We start from the raw sequence: 17984 nt of genomic DNA on the forward strand, positions 1-17984 counted from the left end.
ATCAGGGCTTGGAATCGCTATCGGGCGCGAAGTCTATCGCGGCGGAGTTGATGCAGAAGCGCTCGCCGGTCGGCTGCGGGCCGTCCGGGAACACATGGCCCAGGTGGGAGCCGCAGTTGTTGCAGCGCACCTCGACGCGCACCATGCCGTGGCTCTTGTCGACCACGCGCTCGATGACCTCCGAATTGACCGGCGCCCAGTAGCTGGGCCAGCCGCAACCGGCGTCAAACTTGGTGTCGGCCTCGAAGAGCCTGGTACCACAGCCCACGCATTTGTATTCGCCGCTTTGCCAGTGGTCCCAGTACTTGCCGGTGAAGGCGCGCTCGGTGGCTGCGTGGCGGGCCACCTGGTATTGCATGGGGTCGAGTTGCTCGCGCCACTCGGCATCGGTCTTCTGGACCGGGTAGGTCTTGTCGGATGAGCTCATGATGAACAGGACACCTCAAGTTGGGCCGCCCAGTCGGGCGGGAAGCCGGCGTCGGAGGCCAGCACCGGTTCGTCGAACGGGCGGAGCAGAACTTTCAGCAAGCGCTCGATTTCCGTGAAATCGCCCTCACGTGCCAGGCGGATGGCGCCCTCGGCCAGGTGGTTGCGCAGGACGACTGCCGGGTTCACCGCGGTCATGCGCTTGCGGCGCTCGACGTCGCTGCTGGCCTCGGCCTGCAAGCGGGCGCGGTAGCGCTGGGCCCAGGCATCGAAGGCCTCGCGGTCCACGAACAGATCGCGCATGGCTTCATTGCTCGCCCCGGCGCTGCTGTCGAAGCTGCCCAGCCGCCGCCAGGCAATCGTGTAGTCGGTGTGATGGGCGGCCATCAGCTTCAGCCAGTCGTCGGCCAGTTCGCGGTCCTGCGGCAGGCTGCTGACCAAGCCCAGCTTGGCGCGCAGGCGGCCCAGCATCTCGGCAGGGAAGGCCTCACGATAGGACTCCAGCGCAGCCAGCAAAGGCTCCGAAGCCGTCTCCGGGTCGCCCGGCACCAAGGGCATCAGCGCCTGTGCCAGCGCATGCAGATTCCAGAACGCCACATTGGGCTGCCGGGCATAGGCATAGCGGCCCTGGTGGTCGCTGTGGTTGCAGACATGGCCGGGATCGAAGCCGTCCATGAAGCCGAAGGGGCCGTAGTCCAGCGTCAGGCCCAGCATCGACATATTGTCGGTATTCATCACCCCATGCATGAAGCCCACGGCCTGCCAGTCGGCCATCAGGCTCGCGGTCTGGCGGCTGATTCTCTCCAGCAGGGCGGCCGCGGGCACAGCGGCGTCGCGGCATTCCGGCGCGTGCTGGTCCAGCACATGCTCGAACAACTGCTGCAATTGCGGCAGCAGGCCGTGATGCGCGAAATGCTCGAAATGGCCAAAACGCAGGAAGCTCGGCGCGACCCGGGTCACGATGGCGCCCGTCTCGACGTCCTCGCGCCTCACCCGAAGGCTGGAGCCGGTGATGCAGAGCGCGCGCGTCGTCGGGATGCCCAGGGCGGCCATGGCTTCGGAGCAAAGGAACTCGCGGATCGAGGAGCGCAAGACCGCCCGGCCGTCACCCATGCGCGAGTAGGGCGTGCGTCCGGCACCCTTGAGCTGCAGCTCGAAGCGCTGCCCCTTGTTCTCGATCTCGCCGATGTGCAGCGCGCGGCCATCGCCCAGCTGGCCCGCCCAGACACCAAACTGGTGCCCGCTGTACACGCTGGCCCAGCCGATGCCGTTGCCTGCGCCACCGCCACCGCCATTGCCGCTCAGCAGCGCCAGCGCTTCGGGGCTGCGCCAGTCCGCAGCAAGACCCAGCAGGTCCGCGCAGGGTTCGCTGTGGGCCACCCAATGCGGCCCGGGGACGGGCTCGGGCGAAAGTTCGGTCAGGAAATCCGGCCCCAGCCGGCTGTAGCCTTGGGCGCTGCGAGCCAGCGCCAGCCCAGGGAAAACGTGCATGTCCGCAGTGTAACGAGGGTGACTTTGCACCAAGTTTCAGAGGGTTAACATGGCCCGAGACCGGCTGTCCTGCGGTGGCAGCGACGCTGACGACAAAGACACAAGAATGTCCAGGAGACTGCCATGGCGATGATGGGCCAGATGATGGCGATGCCCTTGCTGATTTCTTCGCTGATCCAGCATGCGGCACGGCATGCCGGCGACACCGAGATCGTCAGCAAGCGGGTCGAAGGCGACCTGCACCGCTACACCTGGAAGGACGTGGAGCTGCGCTCACGCAAGCTCGCGCAGGCCTTTGCGCGCTTGGGCTGCGCTCCCGGCGACCGCATTGCCACGCTGGCCTGGAACGGCTACCGCCATCTCGAGATCTATTACGGCAGCTCGGGCTCGGCCCTGGTCTGCCACACGATCAACCCGCGCCTGTTCCCTGAGCAGATCGCCTGGATTGCCAACGACGCACAAGACTCGGTGCTGTGCTTCGACCTGAACTTCCTGCCGCTGATCGAGAAGCTTTGCGCTCAGATGCCGAGCATCAAGCACTACATCCTGATGTGCGGCCGTTCGCACATGCCGGCAGCCACGACGATCCCGAACCTGCTCTGCTACGAAGAGCTGGTCGAAGCCGAGAACGGCGACTATCAGTGGCCGCTGTTCGACGAGAACACGGCCTCCAGCATCTGCTACACCTCGGGCACCACAGGCCACCCCAAGGGTGCGGTCTACAGCCACCGTTCGTCCTTGCTGCATGCATTCGCCTCGGCGATGCCTGACGCGATGGACTGCTCGGCCAAGGACGTGATCCTGCCGGTGGTGCCGATGTTCCACGTCAATGCCTGGGGCCTGCCTTACAGCTCGGCCATCGTTGGCGCCAAGCTGGTGTTCCCGGGCCCGCACCTGGATGGCAAGTCGCTGTTCGAATTGTTCGAGAGCGAAGGCGTCACCTTCAGTGCCGGCGTGCCCACGGTCTGGCTGGGCTTGCTCACCTATGTGAAGACCAACAAGCTGAAGTTCACGACCTTCAAGCGCACCGTGATCGGCGGCTCGGCCTGCCCACCGGCCATGCTGGCCACGCTGATGGACGACTACGGCGTCGAAGTGATCCATGCCTGGGGCATGACCGAGCTCTCGCCGCTGGGCACGTTGTCCAAGCTCACCAGCAAGCAGCTCCTGCTGCCGCCCGAACAGCAGCGCAAGGTCCTGGAGAAGCAGGGCAAGGTGATCTACGGCATCGACATGGCCATCATCGACGACGAGGGCGAAGCACTGCCATGGGACGGCGAGGCGTCGGGCAACCTGGTCGTGCGCGGCCATTGGGTGATCAACCAGTACTACGGCGCGAAGGAGTCGCCGCTGGTCGATGTGAAGGGTCAGGGCCAGTGGTTCCCGACCGGCGACGTGGCCACCATCGACGGCGACGGCTTCATGCAGATCACCGACCGCAGCAAGGACGTGATCAAGTCCGGCGGTGAGTGGATCAGCTCCATCGACCTCGAGAACATCGCCATGGCCCATCCGGCCGTGCACGAGGCGGCGGCGATTGCCTCGCGCCATCCCAAGTGGGATGAACGTCCCCTGCTGGTGGTGGTCAGGAAGCCCAATGCCGAATTGACGCGCGAAGAGTTGCTGGCCTTCTACGAAGGGCGCATCGCCAAATGGCAGATCCCGGATGACGTGGTCTTTGTGGCGGAGATCCCGCACACGGCCACCGGCAAGATTCAGAAACTCAAACTGCGCGAGCAGTTCAAGGACCACCGCCTGCCGGGCGCCTGAGTCGGCACCTCAGGTGGGGGAAGTCCCCAGGGCCGAGCGGGCGCAGACCCGCTACTGTGGCCGCGCAAGCAATACAAGTCTTTAGACCTTGCAAACCAAAAGGAGACAACGATGTACAGCAGCAAGCGCACCCTGACGATGACCGCCGCGGCGGTGACCCTCAGCCTGATGGCCGGCACGGCCCTGGCGCAGAAGGGCGAAACGGTCAAGATCGCCTTCATCGATCCTCTCTCCGGCCTCCTGGGCCCGGTCGGCCAGAACCAGGTCAAGACCCTGCAGTTCCTGCTGGAGAAGTACAACAAGAGCAACCCGGCCGGCGTGAAGTTCGAACTGGTCACCTTCGACAACAAGCTGAGCCCCGCTGAAACGCTGACGGCTTTCAAGGCTGCCACCGACCAGGGCATCCGCTACGTCACGCAAGGCGACAGCTCGGGCGTGGCCGCCGCGCTGCTGGACGCCGTGATCAAGCACAACGAGCGCAACCCGGGCAAGGAAGTCGTCTACCTGAACCACTCGGCGGTGGACCCCGACCTGACCAACAGCAAGTGCAACTACTGGCACTTCCGCTTTGACGCCGACACCTCGATGAAGATGGAAGCGATCACGACCTTCATGAAGGACATGCCGGACGTGAAGAAGGTCTTCCTGCTGAACCAGAACTATGCGCACGGCCATCAGGTCGCCAAGTACGCCAAGGAACTGCTGGCCCGCAAGCGCCCGGATGTCCAGATCGTCGGCGAAGACCTGCACCCGATCGCCCAGGTGCGCGATTTCGCGCCCTATGTGGCCAAGATCAAGGCCAGCGGTGCCGACACGGTGATCACCGGCAACTGGGGCTCCGACCTGGCGCTGTTCATCAAGGCGGCGAACGAAGCCGGCTACACGGGCAAGTTCTTCACCTACTACACCAGCACCACGGGCACGCCGACAGCCATCGGCGCGGCCGGCGCCGGCCGCATCTACCAGGTGGCCTACAGCCACTACAACATGGGTGGCCAGACGCAGCAGTGGGGCGACGAGTACAAGGCCAAGTTCAAGGACGACCTGTACACCAACAGCCTGGTGCATATCCTGAACTACCTGGGTCAGGCCATGGCCAACGCCAAGTCGACCAACCCGGTCAAGGTGGCTGCCGCGCTGGAAGGCCTGACGCTCAAGAGCTTCAATGGCGAAGTGACCATGCGCAAGACCGACCACCAGCTGCAGCAGCCGCTGTACGTGACGCGTTGGGAAAAGGCCAGCAAGCAGTACCCGTACAGCCCGGAAGACACCGGCTACACGCTGGCGCCGGTGAAGACTTACGAGTCGTACGTTTCGAGCACGCCGACCTCGTGCCAGATGAAGAGGCCTTAAGGCCCACCCCCGTTGCCGCTTACGCGGCTCCCCCTCAAGGGGGCGCACCCAGTGGCCTGGCAAAGCCAGTTCCACGGGTGCCACTTGATCAGTAGCACCTGAGGCCGGCGCTTCGCGCGCCGGCCTTCTTGAGTGAGTCGTCGTGGACCAAATCCTCATCAATTTGCTGAACGGCCTGTCCTCGGGACTGCTGCTGTTCATGCTGAGCTCCGGCCTGACGCTGATTTTCAGCATGATGGGCGTGCTCAATTTCGCCCATGCGAGCTTCTACATGCTGGGCGCCTATGCGGCCTATGCGCTGGTGGGCGTGCTGGGTTTCTGGCCTTCGCTGATCCTGTCGCCGCTGGTGGTGGGGCTCTTGGGCGCGGGCTTCGAGCGCATGGCCTTGCGGCGGGTCCACAAGTTCGGCCATGTGCCTGAGCTCTTGATCACCTTCGGCGTCAGCTACGTGATTCTCGAGCTGGTGCAACTGATCTTCGGCCGTACGGCCGTTCCCTTCACGCCGCCGCCTTCACTGCAAGGCTCGGCTTTCACATTCGTGCAGAGTGCCAGCTCGGGCTTCTCCATTGTCTGGGGTGCTGCACCGGCCGATGTTTGCGCCCAGGCTTCCTGCTCCAACTTTCCCCTGACCCGCCTGTTCATGATGGGCGTGGCTTTGCTGATGCTCGTCTCGCTGTGGCTGCTGCTGACGCGCACCCGCATCGGCCTTGTGATCCAGGCGGCGCTCACCCATCCCGATATGGCCGAGGCCCTGGGCCACAACGTGCCGCGCGTCCTGATGATGGTGTTCGGCGGCGGTTGCGCACTGGCGGGGCTGGCTGGTGTGATCGGCGGCTTCACCTTCGTGACCGAGCCCTCGATGGCGCTGGTGGTCGGCCCCATCATCTTCGTGGTCATTGTGGTGGGCGGCATCGGCTCGCTGGCCGGTGCCTTCGTCGGCTCGCTGGTGATCGGCCTCCTGCAGACGCTGCCGCTGACCATCGATGCCTCGCTGGGTTCGGCCCTGGCCGGCATCGGCATCAAGTTCGGGCCTGACAGCGTGCTGTACCCCATCCTGCGCCAGCGCGTGGCCGACCTGACCCCCACCTTGCCCTATCTGCTGATGGTGCTGATCCTGATCTTCCGGCCCAAGGGCCTTCTTGGCACGCGGGAGGACTAAAAAAAATGATGCCCCCACGCTCACTTCGTTCGCTGCCCCCCGAGGGGGCGCAGGCCTCCCTTGGTGCGGCCCGGCGGGAGTCCTGATGAACAAAGTCCTCGCGGGAACCGCCAACTTCCATTTCAAACCCTACAACGTTGGCCGCTGGATCGTCTGGGGCTTCTTCGCCCTGGTGCTGGCCGTGGCGCCGCTGGTCTGGACCAGCGGCCTCGCCCAGACCATGCTCACCCAGATCGGCATCGGCATCATTGCCTGCCTGGCCTACAACATGCTGCTGGGGCAGGGCGGCATGCTCAGCTTCGGGCACGCGATCTACAGCGGCTTCGGCGCTTTCCTGGCGATCCACACGCTGAACGTGATCACACGTGGTGCGCTGCCGATTCCGGTTAGCTTGGTGCCGCTGGTCGGCGGGCTGTCGGGCCTTCTGCTGGCCAGCCTGCTGGGCTATGTCTCGACCAAGAAGGCTGGCACGCCATTCGCGATGATCACGCTGGGCCTCGGAGAACTGATCGGCTCGATGTTCCTGATGCTGCCGGAGTTCTTCGGCGGCGAGGGCGGCGTCTCCAGCAACCGCGTGATCGGCGCGCCTGTCATGGGCATCACCTTCGGCCCGCAGATCCAGGTGTATTACCTGGTGGCAATCTACTGCTTCATCTGTACCGGCTTGATGTTTGCGCTGACGCGCACGCCGCTGGGCCGCATGCTGAATGCGGTGCGAGACAACCCGGAGCGCGTCGAGTTTGTCGGCTACGACACTCAGTGGGTGCGCTACATGGTGTTCATGATCTCGGGCTTCTTCGCCGGCGTGGCCGGTGGCCTGGGTGCGATCAATACCGAAATCGTCACGGCCGAGGTCGTGGGCGCGGCCCGCTCCGGGGCCTTCCTGCTCTTCACCTTCCTCGGTGGCGCGACATTCTTCTTCGGGCCCATCCTCGGCGCGGTCCTGATGGTCGTGGCGCTGGTGTTCCTGTCCGAGCTGACCAAGGCCTGGTTGCTTTATCTTGGCCTGATCTTCCTGTTCATGGTGATGTACGCGCCCGGCGGCGTGGCCAGCCTGATCATGATGAATCTGCGGGTTGCGGCCTTTGGCAAGCTCTCCAAGCTATGGACGTCTTATCTGGCGCTCGCCGGCACGGCACTGACCATGTTGGTCGGCGGCGGTGCGATGGTTGAAATGCTCTACCACCGCCAGTTGAACGAAGCGATGGGCCCCGAGCTGGTCTTCATGGGTGCCACGCTGGACAGCTCGCGCATCGACGCCTGGTTCGGCGCCAGCATGGTGCTGGCCATCGGCCTCGTGCTGTTCGAGGTTGCGCGGCGCCAGTACAAGCGCGAGTGGGACGAGATCCAGGAAGAGATCGAAAAAGAGATCAAACGTCGGGAGAGCCTCTGATGGCGGCGAGTGAATTTGCGTTGGAGCTCCTGGATGTGCGCAAGAGCTTTGGCAAGACCGAGATCATCCGCGGCGCGCAACTGCAGGTGCGGCCGGGCGAGCGGGTGGCCATCATCGGCCCGAATGGCGCGGGCAAGAGCACGCTTTTCAATCTGATCAGCGGGCGCTTCGGCCTTAGCAGTGGGGAGATCAAGCTGCACGGCGAGCGTATCGACGGCAAGAAGCCTTACGAGATCAACCGCCGGGGCCTGTCGCGCAGTTTCCAGGTCTCCAACCTGTTCACGCGCTTGTCGGTGTTCGAGAACATCCGCTGTGCCGTGCTCTGGAGCATGGGCTACCGCTACGCCTTCTGGAAGTTCCTGGCCGACCTGGACGACGCGAACGACCGCGCTGAAGCCGTGCTCGAGATGATCAAGCTCGACAAGCGCCGCGACGTGCTGGCGATGAACCTCACCTATGCGGAAGCGCGCGCGCTGGAAATCGGCATCACGATTGCCGGCGGCAGCAGCGTGATCCTGCTGGACGAGCCCACCGCCGGCATGAGCAAGAGCGAGACCAAACGCTTCATCCAGCTGATTCGAGAAGTCACCGAAGGCAAGACCCTGCTGACCGTGGAGCATGACATGGGCGTGGTGTTCGGCCTGGCCGACAAGATCGCGGTGCTGGTCTATGGCGAGGTGATTGCCTTTGACGTGCCGGAGGCGGTGCGGGCGAATGCGAAAGTTCAAGAAGCCTATCTGGGCTCTGTTCTCGCCGAGGTGCACGCATGAACGCCCCCCGCAACCTGAAGCTTGAGAACGTCCACGCCTTCTACGGCAAGAGCCATGTCCTGCATGGCGTGACGATGGAAGTGAAGGCCGGCGAGATCGTCGCCCTGCTCGGCCGCAATGGCTCGGGCCGCTCCACGACGGTGAAGACGGTGATGGGCCAGGTCGATGGCCATGGCTCGATCAAGTTCGGCGATCGCGATCTGCTGGGCGAGAAGGGCTACCGCGTGGCCCATGCCGGCATCGGCTATGTGCCGGAGAACCGCGACATCTTCCCCAAGCTCACGGTGCATCAGAACCTGATGCTCGGCCAGAAGTCGGGCGCGAAGAATCCCAGGTGGGGCTTCGACGACATGTACCAGATGTTCCCGCGGCTCAAAGAACGCCAGCACACCGAGGCTGGTGTGCTTTCAGGCGGCGAGCAGCAGATGCTGACCCTGTGTCGCACGCTGATGGGCGACCCCGATCTCATCATGATCGACGAGCCCACCGAGGGTCTGGCACCCAAGATCGTCGAGCTGGTGGCCGAGTACCTGAAGGAACTCAAGCGCCGCGGCATTGCCGTGCTGCTGGTGGAGCAGAAGCTGGCCATCGCGCTGGAGATTTCCGAACGCTGCTACGTGATGGGCCACGGCCGCATCGTCTTCGAAGGCACGCCGGCCGACCTGCGCGGCAACGCCTACATCCGCAAGGAGTGGCTGGAGGTGTGAGGCGGGGCAAGGCTTTTGTCGGCGGTCATTTGTCCCTCATAGGGCGGACACAAGCCCTGCTGGGCCGGCAAGCGCGACTTTTCCCCTGCCCAGACCGGGCGGGCAGCGCTACATTTGGCCCAGGCAACAGCAGATTGCGAAGGGTTGTAGATGGACGCCAATCAGTGGTTGATCGCCGCCGCCGGATTCCTGGCCGGCCTGGGGGTCGCCGGTGGTGCCGCTTTCTGGTGGTTCAGCCGGCAGATGAAGGCCGCCGCGGCGCGGGTCGACAAAGTCGAGAAGGCGCGGCAGTTTGCCGGCCAGCAAGTCACGCAGGCGCGCAAGCAGGTCGAGGCCTTGCAGAAGGAGCTCGGCGAACTCAAGCATGCGGCCAAGGCCGCCACCTTGCGGCCCTTCAAGCATTCGGAACCGCCTCAGCCTGAGGCCCCGGCCGCAATCGATCCCTTCCTGCCCCTGGCGCCCGCGGCGCCCCCGACCCCGGTCGGTGCCGACGGCTTTGCCGACACGCTGGTGCTCAAGCCCAAGAAGAGCTAAGCCAGCCACTCCTGGAGCTGAACGGTCACTTCCGGCCGGCTCAGGAGTTCCAGGTGCCCCATGCTGTAGCCAATGGCCTGCCGCTCCTTCGCGAAGGCAAGGCCGAGCTCAGGGTCGGCGTGCTGGCCCAGGGCGCTTGCCAGAGGCACCAGGCCGTCCCCCAGCAAGCGATCCGCCAGCGCGCCGCGCCTGGCTGCCAGCGTGGCGGCGTAGCTGAAGCAGGCGATGCCCTCGGGCAGGGGCTGCACTTGCGCGTCCAGGCCGTGGCGCAGGTCGGTGATGCCGGCGCTGCGCACTTTCGCCAGCTTGGCCAGCGGCGCGGTGTAGGACATGCTGCCCAGCAGCAGCTCGACCCAGTTGCCGGCTTTCTCCAGCGGCGCGCCCTGGTGCGGCGTGCCGAGGAAGACGATGCGCTGCAGCCGGTCCGGCCAGTGCAGCCCCAGCTGGCGCGCGCTGTGCACGGCATGGCGGATCAGAAGGCCGCCCATGCTGTGGGCCAGCACGTCGAGCTGTTCGCCTGCGCGTGTGCCCAAGGCCTGTTCCAGCAGCAAGGCCAGTTCGCGGCCGTTCTCTGCAATCGGGCGGCCGGTGTTGTAGCGAAGATAGACGGGCGCGATGCCCAGCGAGGCGGCGAGGGCCACGCCGTGGTCATGCCCCTCGCGCCGCCATTGCAGATCGTTCATGCACAGGCCATGGATCAGCAGCAGATGCCGTGGCGCGGCGCTCAGGGCATCGGGGTCGATCGCTGCGCCCGCCCGGCGCAAGCTCATGCGGGTGGCCAGCGGGTTGGCGCTGGCAGCCAGGCGGTCGCCGATCACGCCATTCAGTGCGGCCAGCACGGCGGCGCGCTCGGGACTGTCGGCATCCACCGGTTGGCCTGACTCGATCAGAGGCTCCAGCAGGGAAAGGCTTCGTTCGACGCCAGCGCCGACCAGACCGGTCAGCCCGTGCACGGTGCGGTAGGCCAGGCCGGTGAGGCCACGGGCCCTCCCAGGCACCTCGCCAGCGGGCGCGCCCAGCCTGCGCCAGACCGATTGGTGCATGCCCTCGACCACCCGGGTCAGGCCTTGCGTGCCCTCGGTGGCAAGGCGGGCGGCACCGCGCAGGTCGCTGGCGCGCAGGTGTCGCAGTGCTGAAGGCTTGCTCTGCTGCTTGGTCTTGGTACTCATGGCCGTGCTCCCTTGCCGGAACCCGTGCCGACCTTGGCATGCAGTAGACCTCAGGTGACGATCAGCCGTCCACCACCGTGGTCTGACGGATGAAGTCCGCGATGGCCTGGGCCAGTTCGGGGCCCTTGTCTTCCTGCAGAAAGTGCCCCGCGCCGCGCGTGATGGCGTGCGGCTGCCCCTGGGCCCCGGGCACCAGGCGCTGGAACAGCTTCTCGCCGCCCCGCGTGATCGGGTCGCGGCTGCTGAAGAGGGTCAGAAAGGGCTTGTCCCAGCGCTTCAGCACCGCCCAGGCCTGCTCGTTGGCGGCGCGCTCGGGGTCGTTCGGCGTGGTCGGCACAAAGCCCGGGAACAGGCGCGCCGCGAGGCGGTAGCGCCGGCCGGGGAAGGGCGCGTCATAGGCCGCGATCTCGGCCGGGCTGAGCTTGGCCACGCAGCCGCTGTCGACGATGCGCCCGATCGGGAACCAGGGGCTCCAGCGTGCGAACGCGCGCCAGAGCTTGAAGGCACGCGGCACCGGCACCGTGCCGGTGGGCAGGCCGCCATTGGCCAGCACGGCGCGGGCGAAGCGGTCCGGGTGGGTGGTGAGCATGCGCAGGCCGATCAGCGAGCCCCAGTCCTGGCAGAACAGCGTGAGCCCGCGCAGGTCCATCGCCAGCAGCCAGTCGCACATCCAGCGCACATGCTGGGCATAGGAATAGACCTGGCGCTCGGTCGGCTTGTCGGAACGGCCGAAGCCGATCAGGTCGGGCACGATGACGCGATGGCCGGCGGCCACGAGGCCCGGGATCATCTTGCGGTACAGGTAGGACCAGGTCGGCTCGCCATGCATCAGCAAGACCGGCGCGCCATCACGCGGGCCTTCGTCGATGTAGGCATAGCGCAGGCCGTCGATCTCGAGGTAGTGCGGCTCGTAGGGGAAGTCGGGCAACTGGGCAAAGCAGGCCTCGGGGGTGCGCAGCACCTGCAAGGGACGCGTCATGGGAATCTCCTAAATTCAGAAGCGACGCTGGTGCCGGATCTCGGGGCTGCTGGCCGGCAGGCTCACAAGATCACCATCGATGCCCACACGCAGCGGGCCGGTGTAGATCTCGCCGGCTCGCCCGAGGAAGGCGGCCTCCATGCCGGGCAAGGGCAGCGGCGGCGCGATGTGGTTGAGCAGCAGGTAGCGCACCTGGGCATCGCGCGCCACCTCGGCCGCTTGCTCGGGCGAGCTGTGGTAGTCCACGATGTCGGCCATCAGCTTCTTCACGTTGGGCCGGCCGGCCTTGGCGGCGGCCTCGCCGATCAGGCCGACCATGGGCGCGGCCAGGGCCTCGTGCACCAGCAGGTCCACGCCCCGGGCCTCGCGCGTGACCGCGGCCGACTTCTTGGTGTCGCCGCTGATCACCACGCTGCGGTCCTTGTAGCGGATGCGGTAGCCCACGGCCGGATGCACCGGCGCATGATCCACGGCGAACGCGGCGATCTCCAGATCGCCTTCCTTCAGCAGCACCAGCGGCCCGTTCTGCGGCACGGTGAAGGCCCGGGCCTCGCCGCCAAAACCGCCAGGCGGCAGCGTGGCCTCGCCGTGGTGGGCGATGCGGTAGCCGCTGTCGGCGCGGTAGGCCTGGCGCAGGCCGTCCACCACGTCCTGCACGCCCTCGGGGCCGTAGACCGGCGCTGGCTTGGCATTGCCGGTCGAGACCCAGCGCTGCAGCAGCAGCTCGCCCAGGCCGTCAAGGTGGTCCGAATGGAAATGCGTGAGGAAGATCGCCTCGATGCGGCCATGGGCCAGGCCGAAGCGCCCCAGGTTGCGCACGGAAGTGTTGCCGGCGTCGAAGACGAAGGCATGCGGCCCGGCGATGACCAGGGTGCAGGGGCCGCCGCGCTTGTCGTCGGAGAAGGGCGATCCGGCGCCGCACAGTCCCACATGCAGGCCATCGGGCAGCTCGCGCAACGGGTCGGCGGCCAGGTGGGCCGTGGCCACGCGGCTGGCGATGGCCAGGCTCAGCGGCGCGCGGTAGACATAGGCCAGGGCCAGGCCCAGCGCGGCCAGCAGGCCCAGACCCAGGGCAAGTTTCTTCAGCTTCATCGAAGGCTCCCGATTCAAGGCGGATCAAACGCCGAAGATGCGCGCCAGCTGCACCCCGAGGCCCTGCCACCAGGGCGAGACGTAGCGCAGGCGCGGGCGCTTGGCTTGCGCGGCAAGGACGATCTTGGCCACGATGCCGTCGCTGCTGCGCGCCTCCAGCAGCCGGAACACGCGGGTCTCCTCGGCCCGCAGTTGCTCCACCTGGCCGGCGAAGTAGGAGCTCTGCTGCATCCAGGCGTACTTGCGCTCGGTCATGCGCTGGTTGAAGCCGGTGTGGATCGCGCCTGGCTCGATCAGCGCCACCTGCACGCCGCATCGGAGCCGGTCGAGCTCGGCCCGCAGTCCGGCGGCGCCGGCCGACAACGCGAACTTGCTCATCGAATACGGCATCAGAAAGGGCATGGGCACGCGGCCGGCGATGGAGCTGACGAACAGCACCGTGCCCGAGCGGCGCGCGATCATGCCGGCCAGCGCAACCTGGCTGAGGGCCAGGGTCGAAAAGAGATTGACCTCGAAGGTCTGACGTATGCGCTGCACATCCACCTCGGCGAGCGAGCCGGATTCGCCCACGCCGGCGTTGTTGATCAGCACGTCCAGCGGCTCGTCGCGCAGGCTTTCGCGGTCGGCCGGGTCGGTGATGTCGAGCTTGCGCACCTGCAGTCGCTGGCCCCGGCGCTCGCTCTCGGCGCGCAAGGCCGTGGCCTGGGCCTCGTCGGCGGTGGTGGCGATCACGCGGTGGCCGCGTGCCGCAAGTGCAAACGCCGCGTCGCGGCCGATGCCGCTGCCCGCGCCGGTGATGAGGATGGTCTTGGCTTTCATTGCACATGCACCCGGGTGAGGCGGTCCATCGAGGACCAGTAGAAATCGCGCCCGAAGCCGCTGCTCGGGAATACCACGCCCTGCATGTGGCCGGCGGTGCGCACCCGGCCGAGCTCGGCACCCGTCTCGATGGCAAGCACCACGACCGACTCGCGCAGGCCCCGGTGGTCGTTGACCACCAGCTCGCCGGTGTCGGGGTACAGGATCATGTGGCTGGCCGCACCGAAGGGCTGGCGCTGCCAGAGCGGGGCCAGGTCGGCCAGTGCCTCGCCATAGCGCCAGGCGCGCAGCACTGCATTGGCCGAGTCGTAGGCGACGACGATGCGCCGGCGCGGGTCCAGCAGCGGTGGGTTGGTGATGGCGCCGCGCGGCAGGCCGCTGACCTCCAGGGCCTGCACCGAGCCGTCGCGCAGCGACACGCGGATCAGGCGGTTGGCGCCGGCGCTGCGTGCGGCACCGGTCATGCGCACCAGGTAGCGGTGGCGGCCGTTGTCCATCAGCCAGGCCTGGTCACCGTCGATCACCAGGTCCCAGCCATGGCTGTTGGGGCTGCCGGCCAGGTAGTCGGGTTGCCAGCCGGAGTCCAACTGCAGTTGGCGAGACGCGTCATCCCAGTGGTAGCGGTAGAGATGACGCAGCCCCACCACGTAGACGGTGTTGCCCACGGCACTGAGCCTGGCAACAGATGGCTCGGGCAGGTCCACGTCGGCCGCGGCGCTGGCCAATTGCTCGTCCAGCACGCTCAGGCGCGCCGGGGTGCGTTCGGACAGGTTCTTGGTGACGATCAGGCCGTTGTCCAGGATCACGAAGGAGTTGTAGGGCTCGGCCACCGGCAGCTCGCAACTGGCCATCAGCTGGCAGTCGCTGTCCAGCCGGTGCCCATGCCGGCCATAGACCACGTAGAGCGAGCCGTTGCGGTGCACGGCCAGGCCGCCCGGCCACATGGGTCCGCCGCGCAGTCGGGGTGAGCACCGCAGCGTGCGCAGGCTGACCGGGTCGATGCGCTCCACGCAGGCTGTGGTCGGCAGGCCGAGGTGCGCGCGCAAGGCCGAATGCGTCAGCAGGAAGACCTCGCCGGGCGCGCCCAGCACGGTCATGGTGCTGAGTTGGGTGCGGCGGCTGGTCTGCGCGAGGCGCTCGCCGGGCTGCAGCGCGAGGCCCGGTGTGCCATGCGGCGATTGCAGGCGTGCCGGCCCGCCGTCCTCGCCGGGCCAGGGGCTGTCGAAGTAGCCGGCTGCACTCATCGGGCGCGGCGCCGGCGCCAGATCCAGAAGCCCAGTCCGACTCCGATCAGCAGCAGCACGGCGATGACAGGCGCGCGGTAACGCGGGATGTAGACCAGGTGGATGGCATTGGTCATCACCTGCTGGCGCGGCTCGTAGTCGGGCGGCATGGGCAGCACGCCGTTGGCCTTGGCATAGGCCTCGTAGTCGGCCAGCATCTGGCGGAAGACCTCGGGCCGTTGCGCTTTCAGGTCGGTGGTCTCACCGGGGTCGCGGCGGATGTCGTAGAGATGCCATTGGCCGTCGCCCACCGGCGGGATGTTGCGTATCAGCTTGAGGTCGCCCTTGAACAAGGCCTCGTTGCCGGACAGCTCATAGCCCACCGGCTCGTCGGCCGGATGCACGCGTTCGACTTCGCCGCGCAGGGCGGGCAGCAGGCTGCGGCCGTGGATGGGCTCGACCGGCTGGCCGCGGTACTGGGTGCCCGGGTGCTGCGTGCCTGCGAGTTCCAGCAGCGTGGGAACGATGTCGTTGATGTGCGTGAAGCTGTTCTGGACCTTGTCGGCCGGCATGTCGGGCACGCCCGCCACGATCAGCGGCACGCGGATGCCGCCTTCGCCGCTGTAGAACTTGTAGGTGGCCAGTGGCGAGGCGGCGGCGCTGCCCCAGCTTGGGCCGATCACGGTGTAGGCGCCCTTGGCCCCGAGGCTGTCGATGTCGCGCTTGTACTGCCAGTCCAGCCACAGCCGGCCGAGCGGCACCTCGTAGGGGTCGGAAGCTTCCGACCCGTTGTCGGACAGAAACAGGAAGACCGTGTTGTCGTACTGGCCGGTCTGCTTCAGGTAGTCGACCAGGCGGCCCACATGGTGGTCCATGGCCTCGGCCATGGCCGCATAGACCTCCATGCGGCGGGCGTCGTAGGCCTGCTGCTGCGGCGTGTTGCTGGCCCAGTCGGCCGTGGTGCTCATGCGCACCATGGCCGTGTCGGGCGGCACCAGGCCGAGCGCGGCAGCGCGGTCGCGCCGGGCCTGGCGGATCGCGTCCCAGCCGGCGTCGTAGCGGCCCTTGTACTTGTCGATGAAGGCCTTGGGGGCCTGCAGCGGGATGTGGTTGGCCTGGAAGGCCACGTAGGCGAAGAAGGGCTGCTGCTGGCGCTTGTCGCTGCGGATGTAGTCGATGGCGCGGTCGACGAAATACTCCGACGAGTAGTAGTCGGCGGGCATCTTGGCGGGCTTGCCGTCTTCGTACCAGTAGACCTGGTCGTTCAGGTCCAGGTAGCGCTTGCCGGTCTCCCAGTTGTCGGAGCCGCTGTCGCCCTGGATCAGCGAGCGGTCGAAGCCGCGCTGGTCCGGCAGGTTGTAGGGCTCCTTGCCCACATGCCATTTGCCGGCCACATAGGTGCGGTAGCCGCTGTCGCGCAAGAGCGAGGCCACGGTCACGACCTCGCGCTTGAGCACGCTCAGGTAGCCGGGCTGGCCGAGGTGCTCCAGCGGAATCGCCTCGCGCATGTTGCCGACGCCATTGCGGTGGTTGTCCACGCCGGTGAGCAGCATCGAGCGGGTGGGCGAGCAGGAGGCGCTCACATGGAAGTTGGAAAAGCGCATGCCGCGCCTGGCCAGGGCGTCGAGGTTGGGCGTGGCGATCTCGCCGCCGAAGGCGCCCACGTCGCTGAAGCCCCAGTCGTCGGCCAGGAAGACCACGATATTGGGCCGGCGAGGTGTATCGGGAGCGGGCGTGGGTGCGGCCCCTGCGAAGCCAACGAGCGCCAGTGCCATGAAGGGAGTCAGTCGGGTCATCGGCTTCAACATCAGCGGATCGCTTTCGACAACAGGGTCTCGGTCACCGCCCACAAGCGGTCCTGGCCCCAGACGGCGCAGGCCCCCACGCTGAACGAGGGCACGCCCCACAGGCCCAGCCCGAGCAGGGCCTGGCGATTGGCCTCGGCGGTCTGGCGCCATTGCTCGTCCAGCAGGGCGCGCTGGGCCTGCGCCCAATCGAGGCCGGCACGCTCCGCGATGCGACGCAGGCCGCTGTCGCTGCCGGCGTCCAGACCCTCGGCCCAGACGCCCTGCATGAAGCTGCTCACATAGGCCTGACCCCGGCCCAGGCTTTCGGCGAGCGGTATCAGGGCGAGGCCGCGCTCGGTCGGCCGTCCCACCGGGTCATTGATGCGGCCGAAGGGCGTGCCGCGCAGGCGTGCCTCGCGGGCTGCATCGGCGGCGATGTAGCGGCGCTTCTCGCGCGGCACCGGCAGGCCGCGCATGACCATGGGCAGCACGAAACGCAGGCGCACCGGCGCACCCGTGAGCCGGCCCAGTTCGAACACCCGCGGCGCCACGATGGCCGAGTAGGGGCTGCGCAGCGAGAAGAAGAGGTCGATGGGTGGGGGCGTGTCCAGGAGGCAGGGGGCGGCCAGGTCGGGCGCGGGCGGATGCAGGCAGCCCGACACCCCCGGCGCCTGCGCGCCGAGTGCCTGAAGCCGCTGTTCCAGGTGGTGCAGCCGGTCCAGCCCCCAGTACCACTCGCCGCCATAGAAGAAGGTGGCGCCGAGGTAGTGACCCAGCTGCTGCCGGGTGTGGCCGCCTTCGGCCAGTGCCTGGGCCACGTCTATCGGCCCGGCTTCCTCGCCAGCCAGGCTGAGGCCGCGCCACAGGGCCTCGCTGCGCTCGCCGGCGCGTTTCATGAAGTCGCCGTGCGCGAGGTCGGCCGTCAGCTGAGCCTGCACCCGCGCCAAGGTGGCCGCATCGGGCTGGGCGCCGGGGTCCTTGAAGTACAGGCCCAGGTGGGCTGCGAGCAGGGCTGCATCGCGCCGGCTGTAGGCCACCAGGCGCTCGCGTTCGGGCGCGGCACTGGCGGCGGGAGGTGGGACCAGGTGCGGCACCCAATCGACGCGGTAGCGCGCCGCGAGCGCCGGCAGTTGCTGGGCTGCCAACGCGCTGTAGGGGTCGTCGACCTGATGGAAGTAGTGCACCTGGTGGGGTGCGCCGCGCGCCAGGCGCCGCCGCTCGAAGGCCGCCCGGCGAGCGGCCAGCCGCTCGGGCGAGAGCAGGCGCTGGCTGATGGCGGGCATCAGCAGACGCTGGAGGAGCGACGCCATGC

At 67.1% G+C, this 17984-nt stretch carries 16 protein-coding genes; 7 read left to right on the top strand and 9 right to left on the bottom strand.

What is annotated here, in order from left to right; all coding sequences use genetic code 11:
* Position 1: 1 nt before the first annotated feature.
* Positions 2-427 carry a peptide-methionine (R)-S-oxide reductase MsrB gene (gene msrB, locus V3596_RS15595; RefSeq protein ID WP_334278706.1) on the bottom strand — a complete coding sequence of 142 codons (426 nt, stop codon included), beginning with the start codon at positions 425-427 and terminating at the stop codon, positions 2-4.
* Positions 424-1917 (bottom strand): protein adenylyltransferase SelO, encoded by a 1494-nt coding sequence (locus V3596_RS15600; RefSeq protein WP_334278707.1) that lies wholly within the window; start codon positions 1915-1917, stop codon positions 424-426. The genes msrB and V3596_RS15600 overlap by 4 nt, the downstream gene beginning before the upstream one ends.
* A 123-nt stretch (positions 1918-2040) precedes the next feature.
* Here V3596_RS15600 and V3596_RS15605 point away from each other — a divergent pair, with 123 nt between their 5' ends.
* The 7 genes from V3596_RS15605 (at position 2041) to V3596_RS15635 (ending at position 9603) form a co-directional block, all read left to right on the top strand.
* Entirely contained in the window at positions 2041-3687 is a 1647-nt protein-coding gene (locus V3596_RS15605) for a 3-(methylthio)propionyl-CoA ligase (RefSeq protein ID WP_334278708.1), read from the top strand.
* Positions 3688-3798: 111 nt separating this feature from the next.
* Entirely contained in the window at positions 3799-5040 is a 1242-nt protein-coding gene (locus tag V3596_RS15610) for a branched-chain amino acid ABC transporter substrate-binding protein (protein ID WP_334278709.1), read from the top strand.
* A gap of 199 nt (positions 5041-5239) precedes the next feature.
* Positions 5240-6199 carry a branched-chain amino acid ABC transporter permease gene (locus tag V3596_RS15615; protein ID WP_395386862.1) on the top strand — a complete coding sequence of 320 codons (960 nt, stop codon included), beginning with the start codon at positions 5240-5242 and terminating at the stop codon, positions 6197-6199.
* An 85-nt stretch (positions 6200-6284) separates the two neighbouring features.
* A complete protein-coding gene (locus V3596_RS15620; RefSeq protein ID WP_334278711.1) occupies positions 6285-7592 on the top strand; it encodes a branched-chain amino acid ABC transporter permease in 1308 nt (435 codons plus the stop codon).
* On the top strand, positions 7592-8362 hold the full coding sequence (locus tag V3596_RS15625) for an ABC transporter ATP-binding protein (protein ID WP_334278712.1): 771 nt from the start codon (positions 7592-7594) through the stop codon (positions 8360-8362). The genes V3596_RS15620 and V3596_RS15625 overlap by 1 nt, the downstream gene beginning before the upstream one ends.
* The gene (locus V3596_RS15630; RefSeq protein WP_334278713.1) at positions 8359-9069 is read left to right on the top strand and encodes an ABC transporter ATP-binding protein; all 711 of its coding nucleotides are present in this window, start codon (positions 8359-8361) and stop codon (positions 9067-9069) included. Before V3596_RS15625 ends, V3596_RS15630 begins: the two co-directional genes overlap by 4 nt.
* A 150-nt stretch (positions 9070-9219) precedes the next feature.
* Positions 9220-9603: a hypothetical protein gene (locus V3596_RS15635; protein WP_334278714.1), complete on the top strand. Its 384-nt coding sequence runs from the start codon at positions 9220-9222 to the stop codon at positions 9601-9603.
* Here the strand turns inward: V3596_RS15635 and V3596_RS15640 are convergent.
* From V3596_RS15640 to V3596_RS15670, 7 genes are all read right to left on the bottom strand, one after another.
* Positions 9600-10772 carry an esterase/lipase family protein gene (locus V3596_RS15640; protein ID WP_334278715.1) on the bottom strand — a complete coding sequence of 391 codons (1173 nt, stop codon included), beginning with the start codon at positions 10770-10772 and terminating at the stop codon, positions 9600-9602. The two genes, V3596_RS15635 and V3596_RS15640, sit on opposite strands and share 4 nt — an antisense overlap.
* A 61-nt stretch (positions 10773-10833) precedes the next feature.
* A complete protein-coding gene (locus V3596_RS15645) occupies positions 10834-11751 on the bottom strand; it encodes a haloalkane dehalogenase (protein ID WP_334278716.1) in 918 nt (305 codons plus the stop codon).
* 15 nt (positions 11752-11766) lie between these two features.
* Positions 11767-12843, bottom strand: coding sequence for an MBL fold metallo-hydrolase (locus tag V3596_RS15650; protein WP_334278717.1), 1077 nt, complete (start codon positions 12841-12843; stop codon positions 11767-11769).
* Positions 12844-12867: 24 nt separating this feature from the next.
* Positions 12868-13662 (bottom strand): SDR family NAD(P)-dependent oxidoreductase, encoded by a 795-nt coding sequence (locus V3596_RS15655; RefSeq protein ID WP_334278718.1) that lies wholly within the window; start codon positions 13660-13662, stop codon positions 12868-12870.
* Positions 13659-14906, bottom strand: coding sequence for a hypothetical protein (locus V3596_RS15660; RefSeq protein WP_334278719.1), 1248 nt, complete (start codon positions 14904-14906; stop codon positions 13659-13661). Before V3596_RS15660 ends, V3596_RS15655 begins: the two co-directional genes overlap by 4 nt.
* The gene (locus V3596_RS15665; RefSeq protein ID WP_334278720.1) at positions 14903-16681 is read right to left on the bottom strand and encodes an arylsulfatase; all 1779 of its coding nucleotides are present in this window, start codon (positions 16679-16681) and stop codon (positions 14903-14905) included. Before V3596_RS15665 ends, V3596_RS15660 begins: the two co-directional genes overlap by 4 nt.
* An 11-nt stretch (positions 16682-16692) precedes the next feature.
* The gene (locus tag V3596_RS15670) at positions 16693-17982 is read right to left on the bottom strand and encodes a DsbA family protein (RefSeq protein ID WP_334278721.1); all 1290 of its coding nucleotides are present in this window, start codon (positions 17980-17982) and stop codon (positions 16693-16695) included.
* Between the last annotated feature and the right edge of the window lie 2 nt (positions 17983-17984).

Source organism: Roseateles microcysteis (assembly GCF_036880965.1).
GTDB lineage: Bacteria > Pseudomonadota > Gammaproteobacteria > Burkholderiales > Burkholderiaceae_C > JAUASW01.